Source organism: Kineococcus sp. NBC_00420 (assembly GCF_036021035.1).
Lineage (GTDB): Bacteria > Actinomycetota > Actinomycetes > Actinomycetales > Kineococcaceae > Kineococcus.
Genome location: NZ_CP107930.1, coordinates 4,614,518 through 4,636,868, shown reverse-complemented (window position 1 = coordinate 4,636,868; position 22,351 = coordinate 4,614,518). Strand labels below are relative to the sequence as shown.

20 protein-coding genes and 1 pseudogene are annotated in these 22,351 nt (G+C 72.3%); 8 read left to right on the top strand and 13 right to left on the bottom strand.

The genetic code is table 11. The features are described 5' to 3' along the window. Positions 1-24: 24 nt before the first annotated feature. The 4 genes from OG218_RS22695 to OG218_RS22680 form a co-directional block, all read right to left on the bottom strand. Positions 25-1,605, bottom strand: a complete 1,581-nt coding sequence (locus tag OG218_RS22695; protein WP_328295488.1) for a GGDEF domain-containing protein — start codon at positions 1,603-1,605, stop codon at positions 25-27. 144 nt (positions 1,606-1,749) lie between these two features. Next, positions 1,750-3,450, bottom strand: a complete 1,701-nt coding sequence (gene leuA / locus OG218_RS22690) for a 2-isopropylmalate synthase (protein WP_442906546.1) — start codon at positions 3,448-3,450, stop codon at positions 1,750-1,752. 241 nt (positions 3,451-3,691) lie between these two features. Then, on the bottom strand, positions 3,692-3,928 hold the full coding sequence (locus OG218_RS22685) for a hypothetical protein (RefSeq protein ID WP_328295486.1): 237 nt from the start codon (positions 3,926-3,928) through the stop codon (positions 3,692-3,694). 102 nt (positions 3,929-4,030) lie between these two features. Further along, positions 4,031-4,552: a Uma2 family endonuclease gene (locus OG218_RS22680; protein ID WP_328295485.1), complete on the bottom strand. Its 522-nt coding sequence runs from the start codon at positions 4,550-4,552 to the stop codon at positions 4,031-4,033. 156 nt (positions 4,553-4,708) lie between these two features. On the opposite strand from OG218_RS22680, the gene OG218_RS22675 reads away from it, so the two are divergent. The 4 genes from OG218_RS22675 (at position 4,709) to OG218_RS22660 (ending at position 9,126) form a co-directional block, all read left to right on the top strand. Then, positions 4,709-5,998: a glucarate dehydratase family protein gene (locus OG218_RS22675; protein WP_328295484.1), complete on the top strand. Its 1,290-nt coding sequence runs from the start codon at positions 4,709-4,711 to the stop codon at positions 5,996-5,998. 26 nt (positions 5,999-6,024) lie between these two features. Further along, the gene (kdgD, locus tag OG218_RS22670; RefSeq protein ID WP_328295483.1) at positions 6,025-6,948 is read left to right on the top strand and encodes a 5-dehydro-4-deoxyglucarate dehydratase; all 924 of its coding nucleotides are present in this window, start codon (positions 6,025-6,027) and stop codon (positions 6,946-6,948) included. 111 nt (positions 6,949-7,059) lie between these two features. Continuing rightward, the gene (locus OG218_RS22665) at positions 7,060-8,328 is read left to right on the top strand and encodes an enolase C-terminal domain-like protein (RefSeq protein ID WP_442906545.1); all 1,269 of its coding nucleotides are present in this window, start codon (positions 7,060-7,062) and stop codon (positions 8,326-8,328) included. Positions 8,329-8,361: 33 nt separating this feature from the next. Continuing rightward, positions 8,362-9,126 (top strand): trans-aconitate 2-methyltransferase, encoded by a 765-nt coding sequence (locus tag OG218_RS22660; RefSeq protein ID WP_328295481.1) that lies wholly within the window; start codon positions 8,362-8,364, stop codon positions 9,124-9,126. Here OG218_RS22660 and OG218_RS22655 read toward each other — a convergent pair. Continuing rightward, positions 9,069-9,989: a LysR family transcriptional regulator gene (locus OG218_RS22655; RefSeq protein WP_328295480.1), complete on the bottom strand. Its 921-nt coding sequence runs from the start codon at positions 9,987-9,989 to the stop codon at positions 9,069-9,071. The genes OG218_RS22660 and OG218_RS22655 overlap by 58 nt on opposite strands. Before the next feature lie 76 nt (positions 9,990-10,065). Between OG218_RS22655 and OG218_RS22650 the strand changes: the two genes are divergently transcribed. The 3 genes from OG218_RS22650 (at position 10,066) to OG218_RS22640 (ending at position 12,959) form a co-directional block, all read left to right on the top strand. Next, positions 10,066-10,953, top strand: a complete 888-nt coding sequence (locus tag OG218_RS22650) for an aldo/keto reductase (RefSeq protein ID WP_328295479.1) — start codon at positions 10,066-10,068, stop codon at positions 10,951-10,953. Then, the gene (locus tag OG218_RS22645; protein ID WP_328295478.1) at positions 10,950-11,882 is read left to right on the top strand and encodes an aldo/keto reductase; all 933 of its coding nucleotides are present in this window, start codon (positions 10,950-10,952) and stop codon (positions 11,880-11,882) included. The genes OG218_RS22650 and OG218_RS22645 overlap by 4 nt, the downstream gene beginning before the upstream one ends. 96 nt (positions 11,883-11,978) lie before the next feature. Continuing rightward, positions 11,979-12,959, top strand: coding sequence for an aldo/keto reductase (locus OG218_RS22640; RefSeq protein ID WP_328295477.1), 981 nt, complete (start codon positions 11,979-11,981; stop codon positions 12,957-12,959). A gap of 181 nt (positions 12,960-13,140) precedes the next feature. On the opposite strand, the gene OG218_RS22635 is transcribed toward OG218_RS22640, so the two are convergent. The 6 genes from OG218_RS22635 to OG218_RS22610 are packed head-to-tail and all read right to left on the bottom strand — an operon-like array spanning position 13,141 to position 19,796. Then, on the bottom strand, positions 13,141-13,971 hold the full coding sequence (locus OG218_RS22635) for an MBL fold metallo-hydrolase (protein WP_328295476.1): 831 nt from the start codon (positions 13,969-13,971) through the stop codon (positions 13,141-13,143). Then, positions 13,968-15,983: a phage holin family protein gene (locus tag OG218_RS22630; protein WP_328295475.1), complete on the bottom strand. Its 2,016-nt coding sequence runs from the start codon at positions 15,981-15,983 to the stop codon at positions 13,968-13,970. The genes OG218_RS22635 and OG218_RS22630 overlap by 4 nt, the downstream gene beginning before the upstream one ends. A 9-nt stretch (positions 15,984-15,992) precedes the next feature. Continuing rightward, on the bottom strand, positions 15,993-16,907 hold the full coding sequence (gene era, locus OG218_RS22625) for a GTPase Era (protein ID WP_328295474.1): 915 nt from the start codon (positions 16,905-16,907) through the stop codon (positions 15,993-15,995). Then, positions 16,900-18,228 carry a hemolysin family protein gene (locus OG218_RS22620; protein ID WP_328295473.1) on the bottom strand — a complete coding sequence of 443 codons (1,329 nt, stop codon included), beginning with the start codon at positions 18,226-18,228 and terminating at the stop codon, positions 16,900-16,902. The genes era and OG218_RS22620 overlap by 8 nt, the downstream gene beginning before the upstream one ends. Positions 18,229-18,231: 3 nt before the next feature. Continuing rightward, the gene (gene ybeY, locus OG218_RS22615) at positions 18,232-18,753 is read right to left on the bottom strand and encodes an rRNA maturation RNase YbeY (RefSeq protein ID WP_328295472.1); all 522 of its coding nucleotides are present in this window, start codon (positions 18,751-18,753) and stop codon (positions 18,232-18,234) included. Continuing rightward, entirely contained in the window at positions 18,750-19,796 is a 1,047-nt protein-coding gene (locus tag OG218_RS22610; protein WP_328295471.1) for a PhoH family protein, read from the bottom strand. Before OG218_RS22610 ends, ybeY begins: the two co-directional genes overlap by 4 nt. 148 nt (positions 19,797-19,944) lie before the next feature. Here OG218_RS22610 and OG218_RS26730 point away from each other — a divergent pair, with 148 nt between their 5' ends. Then, complete coding sequence (locus tag OG218_RS26730) at positions 19,945-21,042, top strand: Gfo/Idh/MocA family oxidoreductase (RefSeq protein WP_442906423.1); 1,098 nt, start codon at positions 19,945-19,947, stop codon at positions 21,040-21,042. A 13-nt stretch (positions 21,043-21,055) separates the two neighbouring features. Here the strand turns inward: OG218_RS26730 and OG218_RS26725 are convergent, their stop codons facing one another. Further along, the gene (locus tag OG218_RS26725) at positions 21,056-21,577 is read right to left on the bottom strand and encodes a GMC oxidoreductase (protein ID WP_442906544.1); all 522 of its coding nucleotides are present in this window, start codon (positions 21,575-21,577) and stop codon (positions 21,056-21,058) included. Beyond that, positions 21,462-22,178, bottom strand: a pseudogene (locus OG218_RS26720) (NAD(P)-binding protein); the annotation flags it as partial. The gene OG218_RS26725 and the pseudogene OG218_RS26720, both read right to left, overlap by 116 nt. Positions 22,179-22,351: the final 173 nt, after the last annotated feature.

The window sequence follows — 22,351 nt, the reverse complement described above, 5'->3', positions numbered from 1 at the left end:
TCTAGGCGCCCCCACCCGGAGGGGTCAGGCGGTGACGAGGCGGTCGCGCCCGGCGCGCTTGGCGACGTCGCAGGCGGCGTCCGCGCCGGCGAGGGCCTCGGCGGCCGAGGCCGGCCCGGCCAACCCCACCGACGCGGTGACCCGCAGCCCGAGGGAGATCTCCAGCCAGGGTTCCTTGCGCACGACCTCGAGGAGGCGCTCGGCGGTCGGTTCGGCGTTCCGGTTCCCCGGGACCAGGACGACGAACTCGTCACCCCCGAACCGGACGACGATGTCGTCGTCGGAGACGTTGCGCTGCAGGAGGTCGGCGATGCGCTGCAGGACGGCGTCGCCGGCGTCGTGGCCGTGCTCGTCGTTGACGGCGCGGAAACGGTCGACGTCGAGCAGGACGGCGCTGAAGCGCTGGTCGGGGCGCTCCAGGACCTGCTGCAGCCGGCGGCGGTTGCCGAGACCCGTCATCGGGTCGACGAGGGCGGCACGACCGATGCGCTCGTGCTGCTCGGCCATCTCGCGCTGCTGGATGCGGTCCTGCAGGGCCTCGAACCGGCTCTCCCGGTCCTCCCACAGCCGCGACAGCGAGATCTGCGCGAGGAGCTCGAGGGCGTCCGCGGCCTCGCTGCGTCCGTCGCGCAGGACGGCGTTGCGCGCCCGGACGGCGAGCGCCGTGAGGCCCCAGACGTCGAGCTGGGTGGAGGAGGAGACGCGCTGGACGGCGGCGAGGAGTTCGGCGGCCTCGGTCTGGTCGCCGGCGTCGGCGCGCGCCTGGGCCATGGCGATGCGGGCGATCTGGGTCTCGGCGAGTTCCTCGCGCAGCCGGAACGCGGCCATCGCGGGCCGCAGCCGACCCTGGGCCAGGTCGGTCTGCCCGGTGCGCTGCAGGACGAAGGCCTCGATGGCCTCGGCGCGGGCGAGCATCTCGGGGTAGCCGACGTCGTGGGCGAGCGCGCGCATGCGGGCGGCGCGGGCGAGGGCGACGGTGTAGTGCGGCCAGGCTTCCGGGGCGCGGCCGGCGACCTCGAGCATGGCGCCCCACGCGACCTGGAGGACGGCGGCTTCCTGGGCGACGTTGAGCTGGACCCGGGCGGGCGGGAAGGTGAGGGCGAGCATCTGGACCATGAGCTCGTCGGCGGGTTCGAAGAGCGCGAGGGCGTTGAGCGCGAGCGCGACCGACATCGTGGCCGAGAGGTGGTCGTAGGTGCGGATCGGCTGGGCGGAGACGATCAGCTGGCCCTCGGCGAGGTGGTCCATCGCGAGGGCGGTCATGCCGAGGTCGACGCGGGACTCGGCGAGCAGGGCGAGGGCCTTGGCGCGCCAGACGGGTTCGGCGTCGGTGCCGAGGCGGCGCAGCAGGTGGCCGGCCTCTTCGCTGGCCTCGGCGGCGCGGCCGAGCTGGTGCAGCGCGACCCCGCAGATGAACTGCAGGTAGCGGGCGGTGCGCTCGTCGCCGGCGAGTTCGGTGAAGAGGAGGCCTTCGCGGCTGGCGGCGATGGCGGCTTCGCCGTAGCCGTCGAGGTAGAGGCGGTGCGCGGACTCCGCGAGGGCGTCGAAGGGTCCGAACGGACTGACGACCTCGAGCTCGTTGCCCACCGCGCCCCCTTCGATCACACCGCCACGATCACACGTGGTGACAGATCTTACCGGGTGCGATCGCGGAGCGTGGCCGAATCTTCTAGATGCACGTTCAACCACCTCGCCCCGTGATCTTGCGCGGGACACCGCACGAGATCACGGGGCGAGAGGGGCTGGGCGTCAGCGCAGAGCGCGGTTCACCGCGGAGACGACGGCCTTCAGCGACGCGGTCGTGATGTTGTGGTCCACGCCCACACCCCACAGGACGCGCCCGTCGACGGCGCACTCGACGTAGGCCGCGGCCTGTGCGTCGCCACCGGCCGAGAGCGCGTGCTCCGCGTAGTCGAGGACGCGGACGTCGACGCCCTGCTCCCCCAGCGCCGCGCAGAACGCCGCGATGGGGCCGTTGCCGGTGCCCTGGACGGTGGTGACCACCCCGCCGTCGTAGAGGTCGACCTCCAGGGTGTCCGCCCCGTCGACCACGCTCACGGAGCGGGTGCCGCGCAACGCGAACCGACCCCAGTCGGGGGTGCCGGTCTTCGAGGGCAGGTACTCGTCGGAGAACACGTCGAAGATCTGCTTCGAGGAGACCTCGCCGCCCTGGGCGTCGGTGTGCTCCTGGATGACGCGGCTGAACTCGATCTGCAGCCGGCGCGGCAGGTCGAGCTGGTGCTCGGCCTTCAGCAGGTAGGCCACGCCCCCCTTGCCCGACTGGGAGTTGACCCGGATGACGGCCTCGTAGGAACGCCCGACGTCCTTGGGGTCGATCGGCAGGTAGGGAACGGCCCAGGGGATCTCGTCGACGGTCTTCCCGACGGCCGCCGCGTCGCGCTCCATCGCCTCCAGCCCCTTCTTGATGGCGTCCTGGTGGGAGCCGGAGAAGGCCGTGAAGACGAGGTCGCCGCCGTAGGGCACGCGCTCGCCGACGGGGAGCTGGTTGCAGTGCTCGACGGTGCGGCGGACGTGGTCGATGTCGGAGAAGTCGATCTGCGGGTCGATCCCCTGGCTGAAGAGGTTCAGGCCCAGGGTCACCAGGTCGACGTTGCCGGTGCGTTCGCCGTTGCCGAACAGGCAGCCCTCGATGCGGTCCGCACCGGCCAGGTAGCCCAGTTCGGCTGCGGCGACACCGGTTCCGCGGTCGTTGTGCGGGTGCAGCGACAGCAGGACGTTCTCGCGGTGGGCGAGGTGGCGCGACATCCACTCGATGGAGTCGGCGTAGACGTTCGGCGTCGTCATCTCGACGGTGGCGGGCAGGTTGACGATCACCTGGCGCTCGGGGGTCGGTTCGAAGACCTCGATGACGGCGTTGCAGATGCGGGCGGCGAACTCGAGTTCGGTGCCCGTGTAGGACTCCGGGGAGTACTCGTAGTAGACCGTCGTGTCCGGGATCGTCTCCTCGAACTTCCGGCACAGTCGCGCACCCTGCAGGGCCAGGTCGACGATGCCGTCCTCGTCGCTGCCGAAGACGACGCGGCGCTGCAGCACCGAGGTGGAGTTGTACAGGTGGACGATCGCCTGCTTCGCCCCGCGCAGGGACTCGTAGGTGCGTTCGATGAGGTGCTCGCGGGCCTGGGTCAGGACCTGGATGCGCACGTCGTCAGGGATGAGGTCGTTCTCGATCAGCGTGCGGACGAAGTCGAAGTCCGTCTGGCTCGCCGACGGGAAGCCCACCTCGATGTCCTTGTAGCCCATCTCGACGAGCAGCGTGAACATCCGCAGCTTGCGCTCGGCGTTCATGGGGTCGATCAGGGCCTGGTTGCCGTCGCGCAGGTCCACCGCGCACCAGCGCGGAGCCTTCTCGATGCGCCTGGTCGGCCAGGTGCGGTCCGGCAGTTCCACGGTGATCTGCTCGTGGAAGGGAACGTACTTGCCGAACGGCATCGGGCTGGGGTTCTGGGTGTTCTGCACTTCTGCTCCTCATGGGCGGCTCTGGTGGGGCGGCCGGCACGCACGACGAGGTCCCGCGACGGGGAGACCGGCCTAGCTGGCCCCGGCGCGGCGACGAAGGAGGAGGTTCTCCAGACGAGCCACACCGACACCGTACCCCCACGGACCCCGTAGCGCTCAAGGCCCTGACCCACCTGACGACGGGAGTCCGTGAGGACGCGCTCCACCCGCTGGCTCACCGCACCTCCCACGCGTCGATCGAGTTCGCGTTCCAGGACCTGCGTCGTGAGCGCGAAGACGGCCGAGCCGGTCGAACCTCCGAAGGAGCGGACTGCTCGAGGTCGTCGAGGAGTCGGACCGCCTCGTCGCGGCCCCAGCGGTAGGGACGTCGGTGGACAGGGACGCTGAACGCGCAACCGCTGAAGAAGATCTTCTGCAGCGACCGCTCGTGGGCGGCCGGTTCCTGCGCCACCTCTCGTCCTCACGCTCCCTCTGCGAGTTGTTCCTGAGCGACCTCCGCTGGTGGTTCGGCCCTCGACGGGTCCCCAGCGACGGGTGGCGAACAGCTGGGCTCTCAGTCCCAGCCGAGCGCCGCCCGGATCTGGGCGAGCGTGACACCCAGGACGTCGCTCAGCCCGACGTCGTGGCCCTCTGATGTCAGCACCCGCACGCCTCGGTCGTGGGGCGCGATGACCCACACCTCGCGCACCCCCCGCGCGAAGTAGAACGGCACCTTCTGCCACGTCTCGTCGCCCGGGGACTCCAACTCCACGACGATCTCCACGGAGGGCACGTAGAGGTCCGCGTCGTCGACGGGCGATGCGGTCCAGCCCATGTCGGGAATGCGGTAGTCGTTGGCGTCGCCGAGGTTGAACTCGCCCGTCGGGTTGACTCCCCTCGCTCGCGCCACCTCGTGCAGCTCGGCACTGAGCTTGTGCGCGAGCTTGCCGTGATTGCTCCGTGCGTGCGGAACCACGTGGTAGACCCCGTCCCAGACCTCGTCGCGCCCGTCCTGGCCGAGTCGTCGACGCTCGTCCAGCCACTCGTCGAGACCACCGTCGTTCACGACGTGGCGCACCCGCGTCTCAGTGGTCATCCCGCCCCCCGGGTCGTGCTCGCCCTGCCCATTGACTCGTACTCGACAGGATGCCACGACCACAGATCCCTGCATCGAACACGTGCTAGGTCATTGTCCGCAGATGTGGACGTGTGGCACGATGGCGTCACCTCCTGCCGATGACGAAGGACGGACATGCCCAGCCGCAGCACCACGAGCCGGATCACCCGGGTCGAGATCACCCCGGTCGCCTTCCGCGACCTCCCCCTGCTCAACAACGTCGGCGTGCACGAACCCTTCGCCCTGCGCAGCGTCATCGAGGTCGAGACCGAGGACGGGTTCCACGGTCTCGGCGAGAGCTACGGCGACGCGGCCCACCTCGACCGCCTCCGCGCGGCCGCGGTCCGGCTCCGGGGTCTCGACGTCTTCGACCTGAACGCGCTGCAACGCGCGGTCGTGGACTCCCTCAGCGAGGACACCACCACCGGTGGGCACGGCACGGGTCTGCAGATCACCACCTCCAACACCGCCGACCGCGTCGTCGCCGCGTTCGAGGTCGCCGCCCTCGACGTGCAGGGCAAGCTCACCGGCCGCCCCGTCAGCGACCTCCTCGGCGGGAGGGTCCGCGACGAGGTCGCCTACAGCGCCTACGCGTTCTACAAGTGGGCCGCCCACCCCGGCCAGGAGGACGACGACTGGGGCGCGGCGCTGGACCCCGCCGGTGTCGTCGCCCAGGTCCGCCGCATGGTCGACGAGTTCGGGTTCACCGCGATCAAGCTGAAGGGCGGGGTCTTCCCGCCGGACGAGGAGGTCGAGGCGATCCGGGCGCTGCGCGCGGAGTTCCCCGACCTGCCGCTGCGCCTGGACCCCAACGGCGCCTGGACCCCCGAGACCTCGGTCCGGGTCGCCGAGCAGCTCGACGGGGTTCTCGAGTACCTCGAGGATCCGACCCCCGGACTCGAGGGCATGGCGAGCGTCGCGGCGAAGCTGCAGGGGCGGATGCCGTTGGCCACCAACATGTGCGTCGTCGCCTTCGGACACCTGCCCCCGGCGGTCGCGCAGGACGCCGTCCAGGTCGTCCTCTCCGACCACCACTTCTGGGGCGGACTGCGCCGCTCGCAGGACCTGGCCCGGATCTGCGAGGTGTTCGGGATGGGGTTGTCGATGCACTCCAACTCCCACCTCGGGATCAGCCTCGCCGCGATGACCCACCTCGCCGCCGCGACCCCGAACCTCGACTACGCGTGCGACACGCACTGGCCGTGGAAACGGCCCGAGGACGACGTCGTCCTCCCCGGGGTGCTCACCTTCGCGGGCGGCGCGGTGAAGGTGCCGACCACCCCGGGCCTCGGGGTGGAACTCGACCGGGACGCGCTCGCCCGGCTGCACGAGCAGTACCTGGCGTGCGGCATCCGCAACCGCGACGACACGACGTACATGCGCACCGTCGACCCGGGTTTCAGCCCGAACACCGCCCGTTGGTGAACCCCACCCCCCGAACCGGAGATCCCGTGACCCAGCCCAGCGACCTCGCCCCCACCGACCTCCGCACCGCCCTCGGCTCCGGTCTCCTCTCGTTCCCGGTCACCCACACCCACGCCGACCTCAGCTTCGACGAAGCCGGCTACCGCGACCACGTCGCCCACCTCAGCGGGTTCGGCGCGTCCGGGCTGTTCGCGGCGGGCGGCACGGGCGAGTTCCCGGCGCTGACGATCGCCGAGGTCCTGCAGGTCGTCTCCGCCACGGTCGAGGCCAACGAGCACCGCAGCCCCGTCGTCGGCCCGGTCGGGTACGGCACGTCCACCGCGGTCGAGATGACCCGGGCCGTCGAGGCGGCCGGTGCGGACGGCGTGTTCGTCCTGCCGCCCTACCTCAACGAACTCACCCAGCAGGGGCTGTACCAGCACGTCGCCGCGATCTGCCGCGCGACGTCCCTGGGCGTCGTCGTGTACCACCGGGCCAACGCGAGGTTCACGGCGGCGACGGTGAACCGGCTGGTCGAGGAGTTCCCGAACTTCATCGGGTTCAAGGACGGCATCTGCGACATCGACCTGATGGCGACGTTGTACGCCACCCACGGCGACCGCCTCGTCTACGTCGGCGGGCTGCCCACGGCCGAGACCTACGCCCTGCCCTACCTGGAACTCGGGGCCACCACGTACTCGTCGGCCATCTTCAACTTCGCCCCGCAGTGGGCGCTGGACTTCCACGGTCGGGTCACCGCCCGGGACCGCGACGGTGTCTACGACCGCCTGCGGGAGTTCGTCATCCCCTACCTCGACATCCGCAACCGGACCAACGGGTACGCGGTCTCGATCGTGAAGGCCGGGATGACCGCCGTCGGCCGGCCGGCCGGTCCCGTGCGCCCGCCGCTGGTCGACCTCACCGCGGGCGAACTGGCCGAGCTGAGCGACCTGGTCAAGAGGGTGGTCTGACGTGGTGGAGCTGACCGGCGACCTCGTCCTGCCGGCGACGGAACCGGACTCGTGAGCGACGTCCCCGTCGTCGTCGACGTCCGGGTCGTCCCGGTCGCCGGCCACGACGACATGCTGCTCAACCTCTCCGGTGCCCACGCCCCGTTCTTCACCCGCAACGTCGTCGTCCTCACCGACTCCGACGGCCGGACCGGCGTCGGTGAGGTTCCCGGCGGGGAGGCGATCCGCACCACGCTCGTCGAGGCCGGCCGTCTCGTCGTGGGGCGACCGATCGCACGGCACCGCCAGACGCTGGCCGAGGTGCAGCGCACCTTCGCCGGCCGCGACGCCGCCGGACGCGGCCTGCAGACGTTCGACCTGCGCACCACCGTGCACGTCGTCACGGCGTTCGAGGCGGCGCTGCTGGACCTGCTCGGGAGGTTCCTGGAGGTCCCCGTCGCCGACCTCCTCGGCGAGGGTCGCCAGCGCGACCGGGTCCAGGCCCTGGGGTACCTGTTCTTCGTCGGCGACCGCACCACGACCGACCTCGCCTACCGGGAGGAACCGGACGCACCCGACGACTGGTCGCGACTGCGGCACGAACCCGCGCTGGACGCCGCGGCCGTCGTGCGCCTCGCCGAGGCGGCGCAGGCGAGGTACGGGTTCGCGGACTTCAAGCTCAAGGGCGGCGTCCTGCCCGGCGAGCAGGAGGTCGAGGTCGTCACCGCGCTCGCGAAGCGCTTCCCCGACGCCCGGATCACCCTGGACCCCAACGGCGGGTGGTCGCTGGCCGACGCGATCCGCCACGGCCGCGACCTGCGCGACGTCCTCGCCTACGCCGAGGACCCGTGCGGGGCCGAGGGCGGGTACTCCGGCCGGGAGGTGCTGGCCGAGTTCAAGCGGGCGACAGGGATGCGGACGGCGACGAACATGGTCGCCACCGACTGGCGTCAGCTCGGGCACGCGGTCCGCGCCGGCGCCGTCGACATCCCGCTCGCCGACCCGCACTTCTGGACGATGGCGGGTTCCGTCCGGGTCGCCCAGCTGTGCGAGGCCTGGGGTCTGACCTGGGGTTCGCACTCCAACAACCACTTCGACGTCTCGCTGGCGATGTTCACCCACGTCGCGGCCGCCGCGCCGGGTGACGTCACGGCCATCGACACGCACTGGATCTGGCAGGACGGCCAGCGCCTCACGAAGGAACCGTTCCCGATCCGCGACGGTTTCCTGAACGTCCCCACCACCCCCGGGCTCGGAGTCGAACTCGACGAGGAACGACTGGCGGCGGCGCACGAGCTGTACCAGCGCGAGGGTCTCGGAGCCCGCGACGACGCGATCGCCATGCAGTTCCTGCACCCCGGCTGGACGTTCGACCCGAAGCGTCCCGCGCTCGAGCGCTGACCACCCGAGGGGTGCAGGCGTAGGGTCGGGACCGTGAAGTGGGATCCCAGTCAGTACGCCCGGTTCGCCACCCCGCGCTCCCGGGCGTTCGTCGACCTGGTCGCGCAGATCCAGGCGAAGGCGCCGCGTGAGGTCGTCGACGTCGGCTGCGGGGCGGGGAACCTCACGGCCACCCTGGCCAAGCGGTGGCCGGGGGCCCGGGTGCGGGGTTTCGACTCCTCCCCGGACATGATCGCGAAGGCCCCGACCCACGCGGGCGTGGAGTTCGGCGTCGCGAGCGCCCAGGACTTCGACGCCACCGGCGTCGACGTCGTGGTCTCCAACGCGGTCCTGCAGTGGGTTCCCGAGCACCGAGAGCTGCTGCGGTCGTGGGCGTCCCAGCTGGCCCCCGGCGGGTGGCTCGCCTTCCAGGTCCCGTCGAACTTCGACGCTCCCTCGCACCGCCTCATGCGTGAACTCGCCGAGTCCCCGCCGTGGCGCCACCGGCTGGCGGGGGTGCTGCGCGGCACCGAGTCCGTGGCGACGCCCCAGGAGTACCTCGACCTGCTCGCGGGGGCCGGGCTCCTCGCCGAGGTGTGGCAGACGGAGTACCAGCACGTCCTCCCCGGCCCGGACCCGGTGCTGGAGTGGGTGCGCGGCACGGGGTTGCGCCCGGTCCTGCAGGCCCTCGACGCCGAGAGCGCCGTGGAGTTCGAGCGCGAGTACGCGGCGCTGCTGCGCGAGGCGTACCCGGCCCGCGACTACGGGACGCCGTTCCCGTTCCTGCGCACGTTCGCGGTCTCCACCGTCCCGGCCTGATCCACCTCCAGCAGTTCCAGCAGTTGCGGGGCCGGCGACGACCCCGGGGACGTGACGACGGAGACGATCCACTCCGGGGTGTCTGCGGGCATCGCCGCCACCGAGAGCCGGGTCGCCTCGGGTTTCGCGGCCACGTGGCGCGGCACGATCGCGACGCCGAGGCCCCGGCCCACGAGGTCGAGCAGCGCGTGCACGTCGCCGACGCTGAACCCCACCCGCCGGTGCACCCCGTGGGTGGCGCAGGCGGCGTCGGTGATCGGCCGCACCCCCCAGGAGGGGACGAAGTCGATGAACGGCGACGCCTCCAGCTCGTTCCAGTCCACGCTCGTCCTCCCGGCCAGCGGGTGCTCCGGCGGGGTGAGGAGCACCAGGGGTTCGCGGCCGAGCTCGGTGGCCGGCAGGGCACCGAGGTGCTCGGTGGTCGCGACGAAGACCAGGTCCAGCTCACCCTCGCGCAGCCGGGCGAGGAGGTCGTGGGACCCGGCCTGCTCGAAGTGGATCTCCACCTGGGGGAAGCGGCGGTGGAAGCGCTCGAGCAGGGTGGAGACGTCGACGACGCCGAGGCACTGCTCGGCCCCGACCCGCAGCGTGCCCGACAGCGCCCGGGTCGCCTGCACGACCGCGTCACGGGCCGCCACGGCCTGGGCCAGCATCGTGCGGGCGAAGGGCAGGAGGGCGAGGCCCGCGTCGGTGGGTTCCACGACGCGGGGCGTGCGGTCGAACAGCGTGGTGCCGAGCTCGTCCTCCAACGTGCGGATCGCGGCGGAGAGCCCCGACTGCGAGACGCCGCTGAGCGCCGCGGCGCGGGTGAACTGCCGCTCGTCGGCGAGGGCGACGACGTACTGCATCTGCCGGAGGTCCATGCCATGAATCCTACTTCTGCGAACGAGAAGGAGCAGATGTTGGACTTCTGACCGATCGGTTCCTAGGGTCGCAGACGTGAAGCAGCGCAGCCTCGGACGCCCCGGATCCCCCACCACCCGTCACGTCTCCGCCATCGGACTCGGCGGGATGCCCCTCTCCATCGAAGGTCGTCCCGACGACGACCGTGCGATCGCCACCGTCCACGCCGCCCTCGAGGCGGGCGTGACGCTCATCGACACCGCCGACGCGTACCACCGCGACGCCGACGAGGTCGGTCACAACGAGTCGCTCATCGCCCGCGCCCTGCGTGCCTACGGCTCCCCCACCGACGACGTCGTCGTGGCCACCAAGGGCGGGCACCTGCGCCCCGGCGACGGGTCCTGGACCAAGAACGGTGACCCCGCCTACCTCAAGGAGGCCGCCAAGGCCTCCGCGAAGCGCCTCGGCGTGGAGGCCATCGGCCTCTACCAGTTCCACCGTCCCGACCCCGACGTCCCCTTCGCCGACTCCATCGGCGCGCTCGTGGAACTCCTCGACGAGGGCGTCATCGTCCGCGCGGGCATCTCCAACGCCGACGTCGCCCAGATCGACGAGGCCGACCGACTCCTCGGTGGGCGCCTCACCTCGGTGCAGAACCAGTTCTCCCCCGCGTTCCGCTCCAGCCAGGGCGAGCTCGAGCACTGCGCCTCGCTCGGCGTCTCGTTCCTGCCGTGGTCGCCGCTGGGCGGCATCTCCAGCGCCGCCGACCTCGGGTCCAACCACGCGGTGTTCGCCGAGGTCGCGCAGGCCCACGGGGTCAGCCCCCAGCAGGTCACGCTGGCCTGGGAACTGGCGCTGGCCGACGTGGTCCTGCCGATCCCGGGCTCCTCCCGCCCGGCCAGCATCCAGGACTCCCTGGCCGCGGCCGACCTCGAGCTGAGCGCCGACGAGATCACCCGCCTCTCCGAAGGAGCCCGTTCGTGAAGACCCTCCCCCTGGGTGGAACCGACCTGCAGGTGCCCAACGTCGTCCTCGGCCTGATGCGCATCGCCGAGATGGACGACGAGGCGATCCGCACCCTCATCGCGACCGGTCGTGAGGTCGGCATCACGATGCTCGACCACGCCGACGTCTACGGCGGCTCGATGCACAAGTGCGAGGAGCGGTTCGCCGAGGCGGTGACCCTCAGCTCCTCCGAGCGCGAGAACACCATCATCCAGACCAAGGCCGGGATCGTCCCCGACGGCCCGTACTTCGACTTCTCCTACGAGCACATCATCGCGTCGGTGACGGGTTCGCTGAAGGCGCTGAACACGGACTACATCGACGTCCTGCTGCTGCACCGGCCCGACGCCCTCGTCGAACCCGAGCAGGTCGCCAAGGCGTTCGACGAACTGCACGCCGCAGGCAAGGTCCGCGCGTTCGGGGTCTCCAACCAGAACCCCGGCCAGATGGACCTGCTGCGCAAGCATGTCACGCAGCCCCTGGTCGCGAACCAGTTGCAGCTCTCGATCACGCACGCCCCGCTCATCGCCCAGGGCGTCGCCTCGAACATGCAGGGCCTCGACCAGTCGATCTCGCGCGACAGCGGAACGCTCGACTACTGCCGCCTGCACGACATCACCGTGCAGGCCTGGTCGCCGTTCCAGGCCGGGTTCTTCGACGGGGTCTTCCTCGACAACCCGAAGTACCCGGAACTGAACGCCGTCCTGGACCGCCTGGCCAAGCAGTACGACGTTCCCACCATCGCGATCGCCACCGCCTGGATCACCCGGCACCCGGCGAACATGCAGGTCGTCCTCGGCACGACCAACCCCGAACGGGTGCGGGCCGCGGCCCAGGGTTCGGACCTCGCGCTGACCCGGGCGGAGTGGTACGAACTGTTCCGCGCCGCGGGCTACCGGGTCCCCTGAGGTCCCTGAGCACCCTCCCCCCAACTCGGCACCGCCGCCCCCGCCCCCCGGGCGGCGGTGCCGTCGCACGCCCCGCGAACGACCCGAGGAGACACCGTGGAACACACCCACCTGGGCCCGACCGGCCTCACCGTGAGCCGGATCGTCCTCGGCTGCATGAGCTTCGGCGACGGCAACGAGCAGCAGACCTGGACCCTGGACGCCGAGGGCGCCGAGCCGATCTTCCGCGAGGCCGTCGAACTCGGCATCACGTTCTGGGACACCGCCAACGTCTACGGCCGCGGCAGTTCCGAACGCGTCACCGGTGAGGCGATCCGGAGGTACACCCGCCGCGAGGACGTCGTCCTGGCGACCAAGCTGTTCGGGGAGATGGGTCCCGGCCCCGGGCAGTCCGGCCTCTCGCGCCGGGCCGTCCTGGAACAGGTCGACGCGTCCCTGCAGCGCCTCGGAACCGACTGGATCGACCTCTACCAGATCCACCGCTTCGACCCCGCCACCCCGGTGGAGGAGACGATGGAGGCCCTGCACGACGTCGTGAAGGCCGGCAAGGTCCGCTACCTCGGCGCCTCGAGCATGTGGGCCTGGCAGTTCGCGAAGCTGCAGAGCGCCGCCGACCTCGGCGGGTGGACGCGCTTCGTCTCCATGCAGAACCAGTACAGCCTCGCCCAGCGCGAGGAGGAGCGGGAGATGTTCCCCCTCCTGGCCGACCAGGGGGTCGGTTCCATCCCCTGGGGACCGCTGCAGGCGGGGAAGATGGCCCGGCCGTGGAGCGAGCAGAGCACCGCACGCGCCGGGGACGAACCGCAGACCGACCCCAAGGGCAACCCCGTCCGCCTCGAGACCGACAAGGGCATCGTCGACGCGATCGAGCGGATCGCCGGCGAGCGGGGCGTGTCGATGGCGCAGGTCGCGCTGGCCTGGGTGCTGCGCAACCCGGTCGTGGACGCGCCGATCGTCGGGGCGACCAAGGTGCACCACCTCCGCGATGCGGTCGCCGCCCTCGACGTCGACCTCACCGACGACGAGGTAACCGCGCTCGAGGAGCACTACGTCCCGCGCCAGCCCACGTTCTTCTGAGCGGTCCCCGGACGACGAACGGCCCGCCACCCCCTCGGGGTGGCGGGCCGTTCGTGTCTCAGCGCTGGACCTGGCGGGCCTCGCGGACCAGGCGCTCGGCGTCGGAGGCGGTCAGGAAACCCGCACGCTGGAGGTCGCGGACGTCGTCCCGCACCTGCCGCACGTCGCGGAACCCCGCTGCTCAGAGGGTCAGCGAACCCCCGACGGGCAACTGCACCGCGCCGGTGACGCCCCGGCGTGCGGCCTCGGCGACGAAGCGGCGACCGGGTTCCACGAACCGGTCGCCCATGGTCGCGCCCAGCGCGACGGGGTGCAGCGTCCCCCAGTGCACGGGGATCGAGGTTCCCGGCCGGACCCGCGCGACGAGGTCCGCGGCCTGCTGCGGGTCGAGGTGGTGCGGGCCGAGGGTGTGACCCCAGCCCCCCACCGGGACGAAGGCGACGTCGGGGGAACGTCCTCCCGCGGCGAGCACCGCGTCGGACTCCTCGAACTCGCCGGTGTCGCCGACGGCCCACAGCAGCAGGTCGTCCGGGTCGCGCTCCGGGAAGGTCCCCGGGATCCGCACGAGGTGCTCCACGGCCACGGCCTCCGGGGCCCGGCTGAACCGGGCTCCCGTCCGGTGGCCGGTGTGGTGGGCGGGCAACGCGCTCACCTCCACGGCACCGGAGGCGAACGGGAGTGCCACCGTGGCCCCGACGGCGACCTCGAGCACCCGGGTCGCGGGGACCCGGAGCTTCCAGCGCACCCAGTCCGAGGAACCCGGCGGGGTCACGAGCACCGCCGGCCGCAGCCGTCGCAGCGAGGGCAGGTCCAGGTGGTCGTGGTGGAGGTGGGAGACCAGGGCCAGGTCGCACCCGGCCGACGCCCACGGCGCGGGCGTCGGGGGACGCCGCCGCAGGTGCCCCAACCCCGGACGCAGCACGGGGTCGGTGACGATGCGCAGGTTCCCGGCGGAACGGGTGACGTCCACCGTCACCGTCGAGTGCCCCAGCCACCGCAACGACGCGCTCACAGGTCGACCTCCTTCATCCAGCGGACCAGTTGTTCGTGGATCGTCGCCGCCCCGACGATCGGTGCCTCCCCCGGCACGGACCGGTCGCGCAGGTCCTCGGCGACCTTCCACTCCGCGGGGTGCACCAGCACCGCCTCCGTCTGCCACCCACCGAGTCCGCCGTGCGAGCCGACCTGTTCCTCGAAGGCGTGGACCTCACCGGAGACGGGGTCCACCGTGGAGTGCACGAAGAGCGCGGGAGCGGTGGCGAAGCGCATCATCCGCAGCAGTTCCCCGGCGGCGCGCGGGCCGAACGGGAGCAGCGGGTCGACCCCCTCCACCCGCCCGGAGCCGAGGTGGTGCTCACCCTCGGGCCCGACGACGACGACCTCCTCGTAGCGACGGCCGACGACGAAACCCACCCCGCGGGTCTCCACCAGACCCGGCACGAGCGCGGGCCAGCGACGGCCCACCTCGTCCAGGTCCAGGCGCCCCTGCGGTGCGTCGGGCATCGAGAGCAGGGCGGTGCAACCGGCGGTCGCGACGACGACGGAGTCGCGTCCCGAGGCGACGACCTCCTCGTGCCGGTTGCTGACCAGTTCGGCCCGGGTCGACGTCGCGAAGTCGCGGACCAGGACGTCGACACGGCCCCGCATCTCCTCCCCGGCGGCCGTGGTGACGACGGGGTGGGTGGGGCCCTCGCGGTCCATCAGGTCGTAGACGAGGTCGCGCAGGTGCCGCCCGGAGACCTGCTCGAACGTCGGCCCCTGCGCCTGACCGTGGTCGGAGACGATGACGACGCGGTAGTCGCGGGGCGCGGCCGCGGCCACGTCCGCCAGCGTCTGCAGCACCCGGTCGATCCCGGCGAGGGCGTCCAGCGATTCCGCCCGGGCCACGCCGGCGTGGTGGGCGACCTCGTCGTAGTCGAGGAAGTCGACGAACACCACCGAGCGCCCGGCGGAGAGTTCCTGCGCCACCAGGACGACGTTGAGGTCACGCAGCAGGGTGTTCGTCACCGCGCGCAGCAGGACGTACCAGCCGCGCCGCGGGATGCGCGGTTCGACGCGGCGGACCCGCTGCTGCCAGCCCTGGTAGAGCTCCTTGACGATCTCCCCGACCGTCAGCAGCAGGCTGCGCAGCACCACGAACGGACGGGCGACGTAGCGCAGGTAGGGGCGCCCCGATCCCCCCGCCCGCGAGGTGGAGACGACGAGGTGCGCGTGGCCGGCCTCGCCGGAGAACACGTTGCCGATGCTGGCCCCGTCGCGGGCCAGCAGCCCGGTGCGCCCGGCGGCGTGCGCCGCGGCCCGGACCCGTCCCTCGATGATCGCGGCGTCCGCCGGGCGGTTCGAGACCAGCACCCGGCGCAGTTCCGGGTCCCACCAGCGGAAGGCCGGGACGTCCTCGGTGCTGCCGTGCAGGAACCCCGCCTGGCTGGCCGGGGTCGTGGACGGCAGCGCCGCGCGCCAGCCCTCCGCCAGGTGACTGCCCTCGCGCAGCCAGCGCGCGATCGTGGTCAGCGTTCCCGAGTGCAACCCGAACTGCAGCAACGGCATCGAGAGACCGTCGACCTGCACGACGAGCAACCCCGGCGGGCACGCCTCCCCCGGCGGACGCGGCCGGTGGCGCAGCAGTTCCCGCACCACCCACCGGCTGTCGTTGGCCCCGATGACCCAGCGGGCGACGACGGCCACCAGTCCGGTCCAGAAGTAGACCAGCCACAGCGCGTTCAGGTCGCGCAGGTCGAGACCCGGTACCGCCGTCAGCGCCGTGTGCAGCAGCAGCAGCTGCACGGAGACCCCGATGAGGACGGTCGGCATCGGCCCGAGGAAGGCGACCAGCGGGCCGAGCAACGGGCGGACGACCAGGTCACCGACCGCGAGGACCGCGGCGGAGGCGAGCAGCCAGAACGGCGAGGACACCTCCACCCCGGCGACCAGGTGCGCACTGATCCACAGCGCGAACGCCGTGGGCAGCAACGACAGCAGCAGGTCCCGGGTGTCGCGGGCGGTGAAGGCGAACCAGGTGCGCACCGAAGGCGCTCAGAACCCGAGGCGCTGCAACTGCTTGGGGTCGCGCTGCCAGTCCTTCGCGATCTTCACGCGCAGGTCGAGGTGGACGCGGGTCCCGAGCAGGGCCTCGATCGAGCGACGAGCCCTCGTCCCGACGTCCTTCAACCGCGCGCCGCCCTTGCCGATGATGATCCCCTTCTGGGAATCGCGTTCGACGTAGAGCCACACGAAGATCTGCAGCACGCCGTTCTCGCCCTCGGTCATCTCCTCGACGACGACCGCGAGGGAGTGCGGGAGTTCGTCGCGGACCCCCTCCAGGGCGGCCTCGCGGACGAGTTCGGCGACCATGACTGACTCGGGTTCGTCGGTGAGTTCCCCGTCCGGGTACAACCGCGGCCCGACGGGCAGGTGCCCGAGCAGGACGTCGGCGACGGTGTCGACCTGCTCGCCGGTCTTGGCCGACCCGGGAACGACGTCGGCGAAACCCCCGAGCACCTGCTCGCCCAGCGAGACCAGCGCCAGCAGCTGTTCGGCCACCTGCTGCTTGGAGGCCTTGTCCGTCTTGGTGACCAGGCCGATCTTCGTGGAGCGCGGGATCCTGCCCAGGGCCTCGGCGATGAACTTGTCCCCGGGGCCGATCTTCTCGTCGGCGGGGATGCAGATCGCGACGATGTCGACCTCGGCGAGGGTCTCGTGGACCCGGTCGTTCAGCCGCTGCCCGAGCAGGGTGCGGGGCCGGTGCAGACCCGGGGTGTCGACGAGGACGAGCTGGGCGTTCGGGCGGTGCACGATGCCCCGCACGGTGTGGCGGGTGGTCTGCGGTCGCGACGACGTGATCGCGACCTTCTGCCCGACGAGGGCGTTGGTCAGGGTCGACTTGCCGGCGTTGGGTCGCCCGACGAGGCAGGCGAACCCGGACCGGTGGGGGGTGGTCTCTTCAGTCATTCTGGTGCCCTCCGGCGTGGTCGTCGACGAGTTCGGACTCTGCGTCCTCGGGGTGTTCGGGCAGGCGGTGCACGAGCACCGTCCGCACCTGGTTGCGGCGGCCGACGCGCCCGTCGGCCTCCAGCCGCAACCCGTGGACCTCGCCCACGGCGCCGGGGACGAGGACCTCCCCGAGGGTCTTGGCGAGGAGCCCGCCGACGGTGTCGACGTCCTCGTCCTCGATCTCCTTCTCGAACAGGTCGCCCAGTTCCTCCACGTGCAACCGGCTGGAGACCCGGAAACCCCCGTCGGGCAACGGTTCGACCTCGGGGGCCTCGCGGTCGTACTCGTCGGCGATGTCGCCGACGATCTCCTCGATCACGTCCTCGATCGTCACGAGACCGGCCGTCCCGCCGTACTCGTCGACGACGATCGCGACGTGCGTGGTGTCGCGCTGCATCTGCTTGAGCAGGTCGTCGACCGGCAGGCTGTCGGGGACGAACACCGTCTGGCGGACGACGCTCTCGACCCGCTCGGCGCGGGCGGCGTCGGGGTCGGCGTGGAAGCGGCGGGCGACGTCCTTGAGGTAGACGACGCCCAGGACGTCGTCGGAGTCGTCGCCCACGACGGGCATCCGGGAGAAGCCCGAGCGCAGGAACAGGGCCTCGACCTCGTAGAGCCCGGTGCCGCGACGGGCCGACACGATGTCGGTGCGCGGCACCATGACCTCGCGGACGAGGGTGTCGCCGAACTCGAAGACGGAGTGGATCATCCGGTGCTCACCGGCCTCGATGACCGAGGTCTCCCCGGCCAGCTCGACGATCTCGCGCAGCTCGGCCTCGGAACCGAACGGCCCGTGCCGCAGTCCGCGCCCGGGCGTGACGGCGTTGCCGACGGCGACCAGCGCCCGGGCCACCGGCCCCAGGACGGTGTTCAGGCGGACCAGCACGGGCGCGGCGCGCAGGGCCACGGACTCGGAGTGGAGCCGCCCGAGGGTTCGCGGGCCGACGCCGACGAGAACGAAGTCCAGCGCCGACATCCCGAGACCGGCCAGCAGCAGGACGAGCCACCAGGAACCGGTCCAGCTCGCCACCGCGACGGTCACGCAGACCGCGGCAAGGGTCTCGCAGACGACGCGCAGCAGCGTGGCGACGGTGAGCACCGAGGCCGCGGACTCCAGGACCCGGCCCAGTTCCGGGGCGCCCCGGCGCCCGTCGGCCTCGAGGTCGCGGGCCCGGCGTCGCGACGTGCCGGCGATCGCCGACTCGGCCGCGGCGACGAGTCCGCCGGCGAAGAGGAGCGCGAGCGCCAGGAGCAGGAGCGGGACGGCCGGCGCACCCACCGCTCAGCCCCCCGACGGCAGCGCGCGGTGGCCGACGGTGGGGGTCGGGTCGCCGGGGCGACCGATGCGGGCCAGGAACCCCAGCACCAGGCGCCGCTGGAGCGTGAACATCTCGCGCTCCTCGTCGGCTTCGGCGTGGTCGTAGCCGAGCAGGTGCAGGATGCCGTGGGTCACGAGCAGCAGGACCTCGTCGGCCGTGGCGTGACCGGAGGCCTTCGCCTGCGCGGCAGCCACTTCCGGGCACACGACGACGTCGCCGAGCAGACCCGGCTCGGAGGTGCGGCCCTCGCGGCCGGGACGGAGCTGGTCCATGGGGAACGACATCACGTCGGTGGGGCCGGGTTCGTCCATCCACTGCACGTGCAGCCGGGACATGGCCTCGGTGTCGATCATCAGGACCGACAGTTCCGCCAGCGGGTGGACCCGCATCTCTTCCAGCACGTAGCGCGCCAGGTGGGAGACCTCGACGGTGTCGACGCCGCGGCCCTCCGCGAACGAGCTCTCGTCGACGACCTCGATGCTCATCGGCTGCGGCCCCCGTGGCCGCGGGCAGGACGGGTGTCGTCGTAGCGCTCGTAGGCGTCGACGATCTCCGAGACCAGGCGGTGGCGGACGACGTCGGTGGAGGTCAGCCGCGAGAAGTGCACGTCGTCGATGTCCTCGAGGATGTCCTGGACGACGCGCAGCCCCGAGTCCGTCCCGCTGGGCAGGTCGACCTGGGTCACGTCGCCGGTGACGACGATCTTCGAGCCGAACCCGAGACGGGTCAGGAACATCTTCATCTGCTCGGCGGAGGTGTTCTGCGCCTCGTCGAGGATGATGAACGCGTCGTTGAGGGTGCGCCCGCGCATGTACGCCAGCGGCGCGACCTCGATCGTCCCCGCCGCCATCAGCCGCGGGATCGAGTCGGGGTCGAGCATGTCGTGCAGCGCGTCGTAGAGCGGACGCAGGTAGGGGTCGATCTTGTCGGTCAGGGTGCCGGGCAGGAACCCGAGCCGCTCCCCCGCCTCGACGGCCGGGCGGGTCAGCACGATCCGGTTGACCTGCTTCGCTTGCAGCGCCTGCACGGCCTTCGCCATCGCGAGGTACGTCTTGCCGGTACCGGCCGGGCCGATGCCGAAGACGATGGTGTTCTCGTCGATGGCGTCGACGTAGCGCTTCTGGCCGACCGTCTTCGGCCGGATCGTGCGACCCCGGCTGGAGAGGATGTTGAGGGTCAGGACGTCGGCGGGACGGTCGTTGCCGGTGCCGTTGGCCTGGGCCCGCAGCATGGAAACGGAGCGTTCGACGGCGTCCGGGGACAGCGGCTGACCCGCGCGCAGGACGGCGGTCATCTGGTCCACGAGGCGCTCGACGAGGGCGACCTCACCGGCGGCGCCGGAGACGGTGATCTCGTTGCCGCGGACCAGGACGTCGGCCTTCGGGAAGGCCCGTTCGAGGACCCGCAACAGCTCGTCGCGGGCGCCGAGCAGGGAGACCATCGCGACCTCGGGCGGCACGACGATGACGTGACGGGTCACGGCCGAGGTCTGGGCCGAGGGTTCGGGGGTGCGGTCGGTGCTGGCCATGATCGCCCTGTGGGGCAGTTCGCCTCCGTGCTGAGGGGTGCGCTGTCGTCCCCGATCCTAACGAGCCCTCGCCCGGAGGGCCTCCGCGTTCCCCGTGTCCGCCTCCGGCGGGGTGGACACGCGTCCCGGCGCCACTACCGTCGGCGGGGTGAGCCTCCCCACCCGACCCGCGCGCATCGCCCTCACGGGGGGAGGTTTCCGCGCCGGTCTGCACCTGGACCTGGTGGCGCGGCTGCCGGAGCACTTCGAGGTGGTGGGAGTCCTCGTCCGCAGCGACGCCGCCGCGGCGAGGGCCACCGCACGGGGGCTCCCCGTCCACCGCGACCTCGACGGGCTGCTGGGCGCCGCCCCGGACCTCGTCGTCGTCTCGGTGGCCGCCGCGGCCGCCCCGGGGCTGGTGGTGGAGCTGCTGGAGCGGGGCGCCGCGGTGCTGACGGAGACCCCGCCGGCCGCCGACCTCGGCGGGTTGCGGTCGTTCTGGGACGCGACCGGGCCGGACGCCCGGGTGCAGGTGGCGGAGCAGTACCTGCTGTCCCCGCACAACGCGGCCCGCCTCGAGCTGGTCCGGCAGGGCTCGCTGGGGATCCCGACCTCGGTCCAGGTGTCCTCCACCCAGCTGCACCACGCCACCTCGGTGGTCCGCGGGTTCCTGGGTCTCGGCGCGGAGCCCGTCCGGGTCGTGGCGAGCGCCACGACGGCCCCCCTGGCCGACCCGATCACCCGCGCCGGCTGGACCGGGGACGCCGCACCGCGCCCCCAGGTCACCACGATCGCCACGTTCGACTTCGGGGACGGCCGCAGCGCGCTCTACGACTTCACCGAGACCCAGACCCGCAACCCGCTGCGCCACCGGCGGCTCGTGGTGCGGGGCAGCCTCGGGGAGCTGGTCGACGACCGCCTCGTCCGCCTCGCGGACGCGACCACGGTGCTGACGTCCTCGATCGAACGCCGCCAGACCGGGCACCACCAGGACGTCCAGGGCTTCGACCTCGACGTCCTCTCCGCGGACGGAGAGGTCCTGTTCCGCAACCCCTACGTCGGGGCGCGCCTCTCCGACGAGGAGATCGCGGTCGCCACGCTGCTGGAGCGCGCGGGCACCTGGGCCCGCGGCGAGGGGCCCGGACCCTACCCGCTGGCCGAGGCCGCCCAGGACCAGCTGCTGTCGCTGGCCATCGCCGAGGCGCTGGCCACGGGTGGGCCCGTGCGGACGGCGGGCGAGGCGTGGGCCGGCGCGCTCGGTCGCTGATGCCCGACGGTGATCAGGCGGGCGAGCGGCGGGTGCTCCCCCGGACCATGTCGTCGGCGATCCGGGCGGCTCCGGCGAGGACCGTCAGGACCGGGTTCACCCCGCCGTTGGTGACGTGCAGGGACGCGTCGACGACGCGGAGGTTCCGGTAGCCCCAGACCCGCCCGAACGGGTCGGTCACCGAACGCGCGGGGTCCGTTCCCGTCCGGGCGGTCCCCGCCTGGTGCTGACCGCCGCTCGGCCCGGGACCCGGCGGCGGACGGCGCGCCACCCGCGACGCGCCGGAGGCCGACAGCCAGTCCGCGGCCCGGGCCGAGAGGAACTCCTGGGCCCGCCGGTCCTCGTCGTGGATCCCGCCCGAGAAGCGCGACCCCCGCGACGCGACCGGCGGTCCCGGGCAGGACGCGGTCCACCCGCGCGCCGAGCACGACGTCGCAGTTCCCGCTCGCCACCGCCCACGGCACGGCCGTGTTGTGCGTCCCCGTCTTGGCGTCGACGGGGCAGGCGAAACCCACGCACTGCGCGCACCGGGCACAGGCCGCCCGGCCGCCGAACTCCTGGGTGTTCACCAGCAGCGGGACGGCCGTCGTGCTCAGGCCGAGGGTCGCGGCCCCCGCCGCGAGCAGCCGTTCCTGGACCCCGCCCGGCAGCGGCGGCATGGGGTACGGCCGGCGTCGGGGCCCCGCCGCGGTGTCCCCCTCGGCCCGCCCGCTGACGCCGAGGGTCCACTCGATCTCGTCGTAGTAGGGCTCGAGGTCGGCGTAGCCGATGGGCCAGTCCGCCAGTGCGCTGCCGTCGGGAACCCCGTACCGGGTGGCCATCCGGAAGTCGTCGGGGGCGAACCGCCAGGCCTGCGCCCCGTAGACCCGGGTGCCGCCGCCCACGAGCATCGCGTTGGCGTTCCACCCGCCGTCCCCCGGCCGCAGCACCCGACCGGCCAGCGTGCGCGGGTCCTCAGCACCGCGCGGTCCGGTCAACGGGTCCAGACCGGTCGCCGCCCGCGGGTTGCGCAGGTGGTCCCGCGAGAGTTCCACGGTGCCCGGCCAGTCGCCTCGTTCGACGAGCAGCACCCGACGCCCGGACTCCGCGAGCTTCCACGCCGCGACCCCACCGCCGGCGCCCGAACCGACGACCACCACGTCGTAGCGGTCCCCGACCTCGCCCGGGGTGCGGAAACCCGCGGCGACGTCGTCGACCCCGGCGGTCGGCGTGGTCCGGCCGGGGTGCCACCGCAGGTCCGGCCAGGTCGAGGGGTTCGCGAGGTGGACGTCGGCGACGAGGTCGACGAACCGGCGGAACTCCGCGTCCT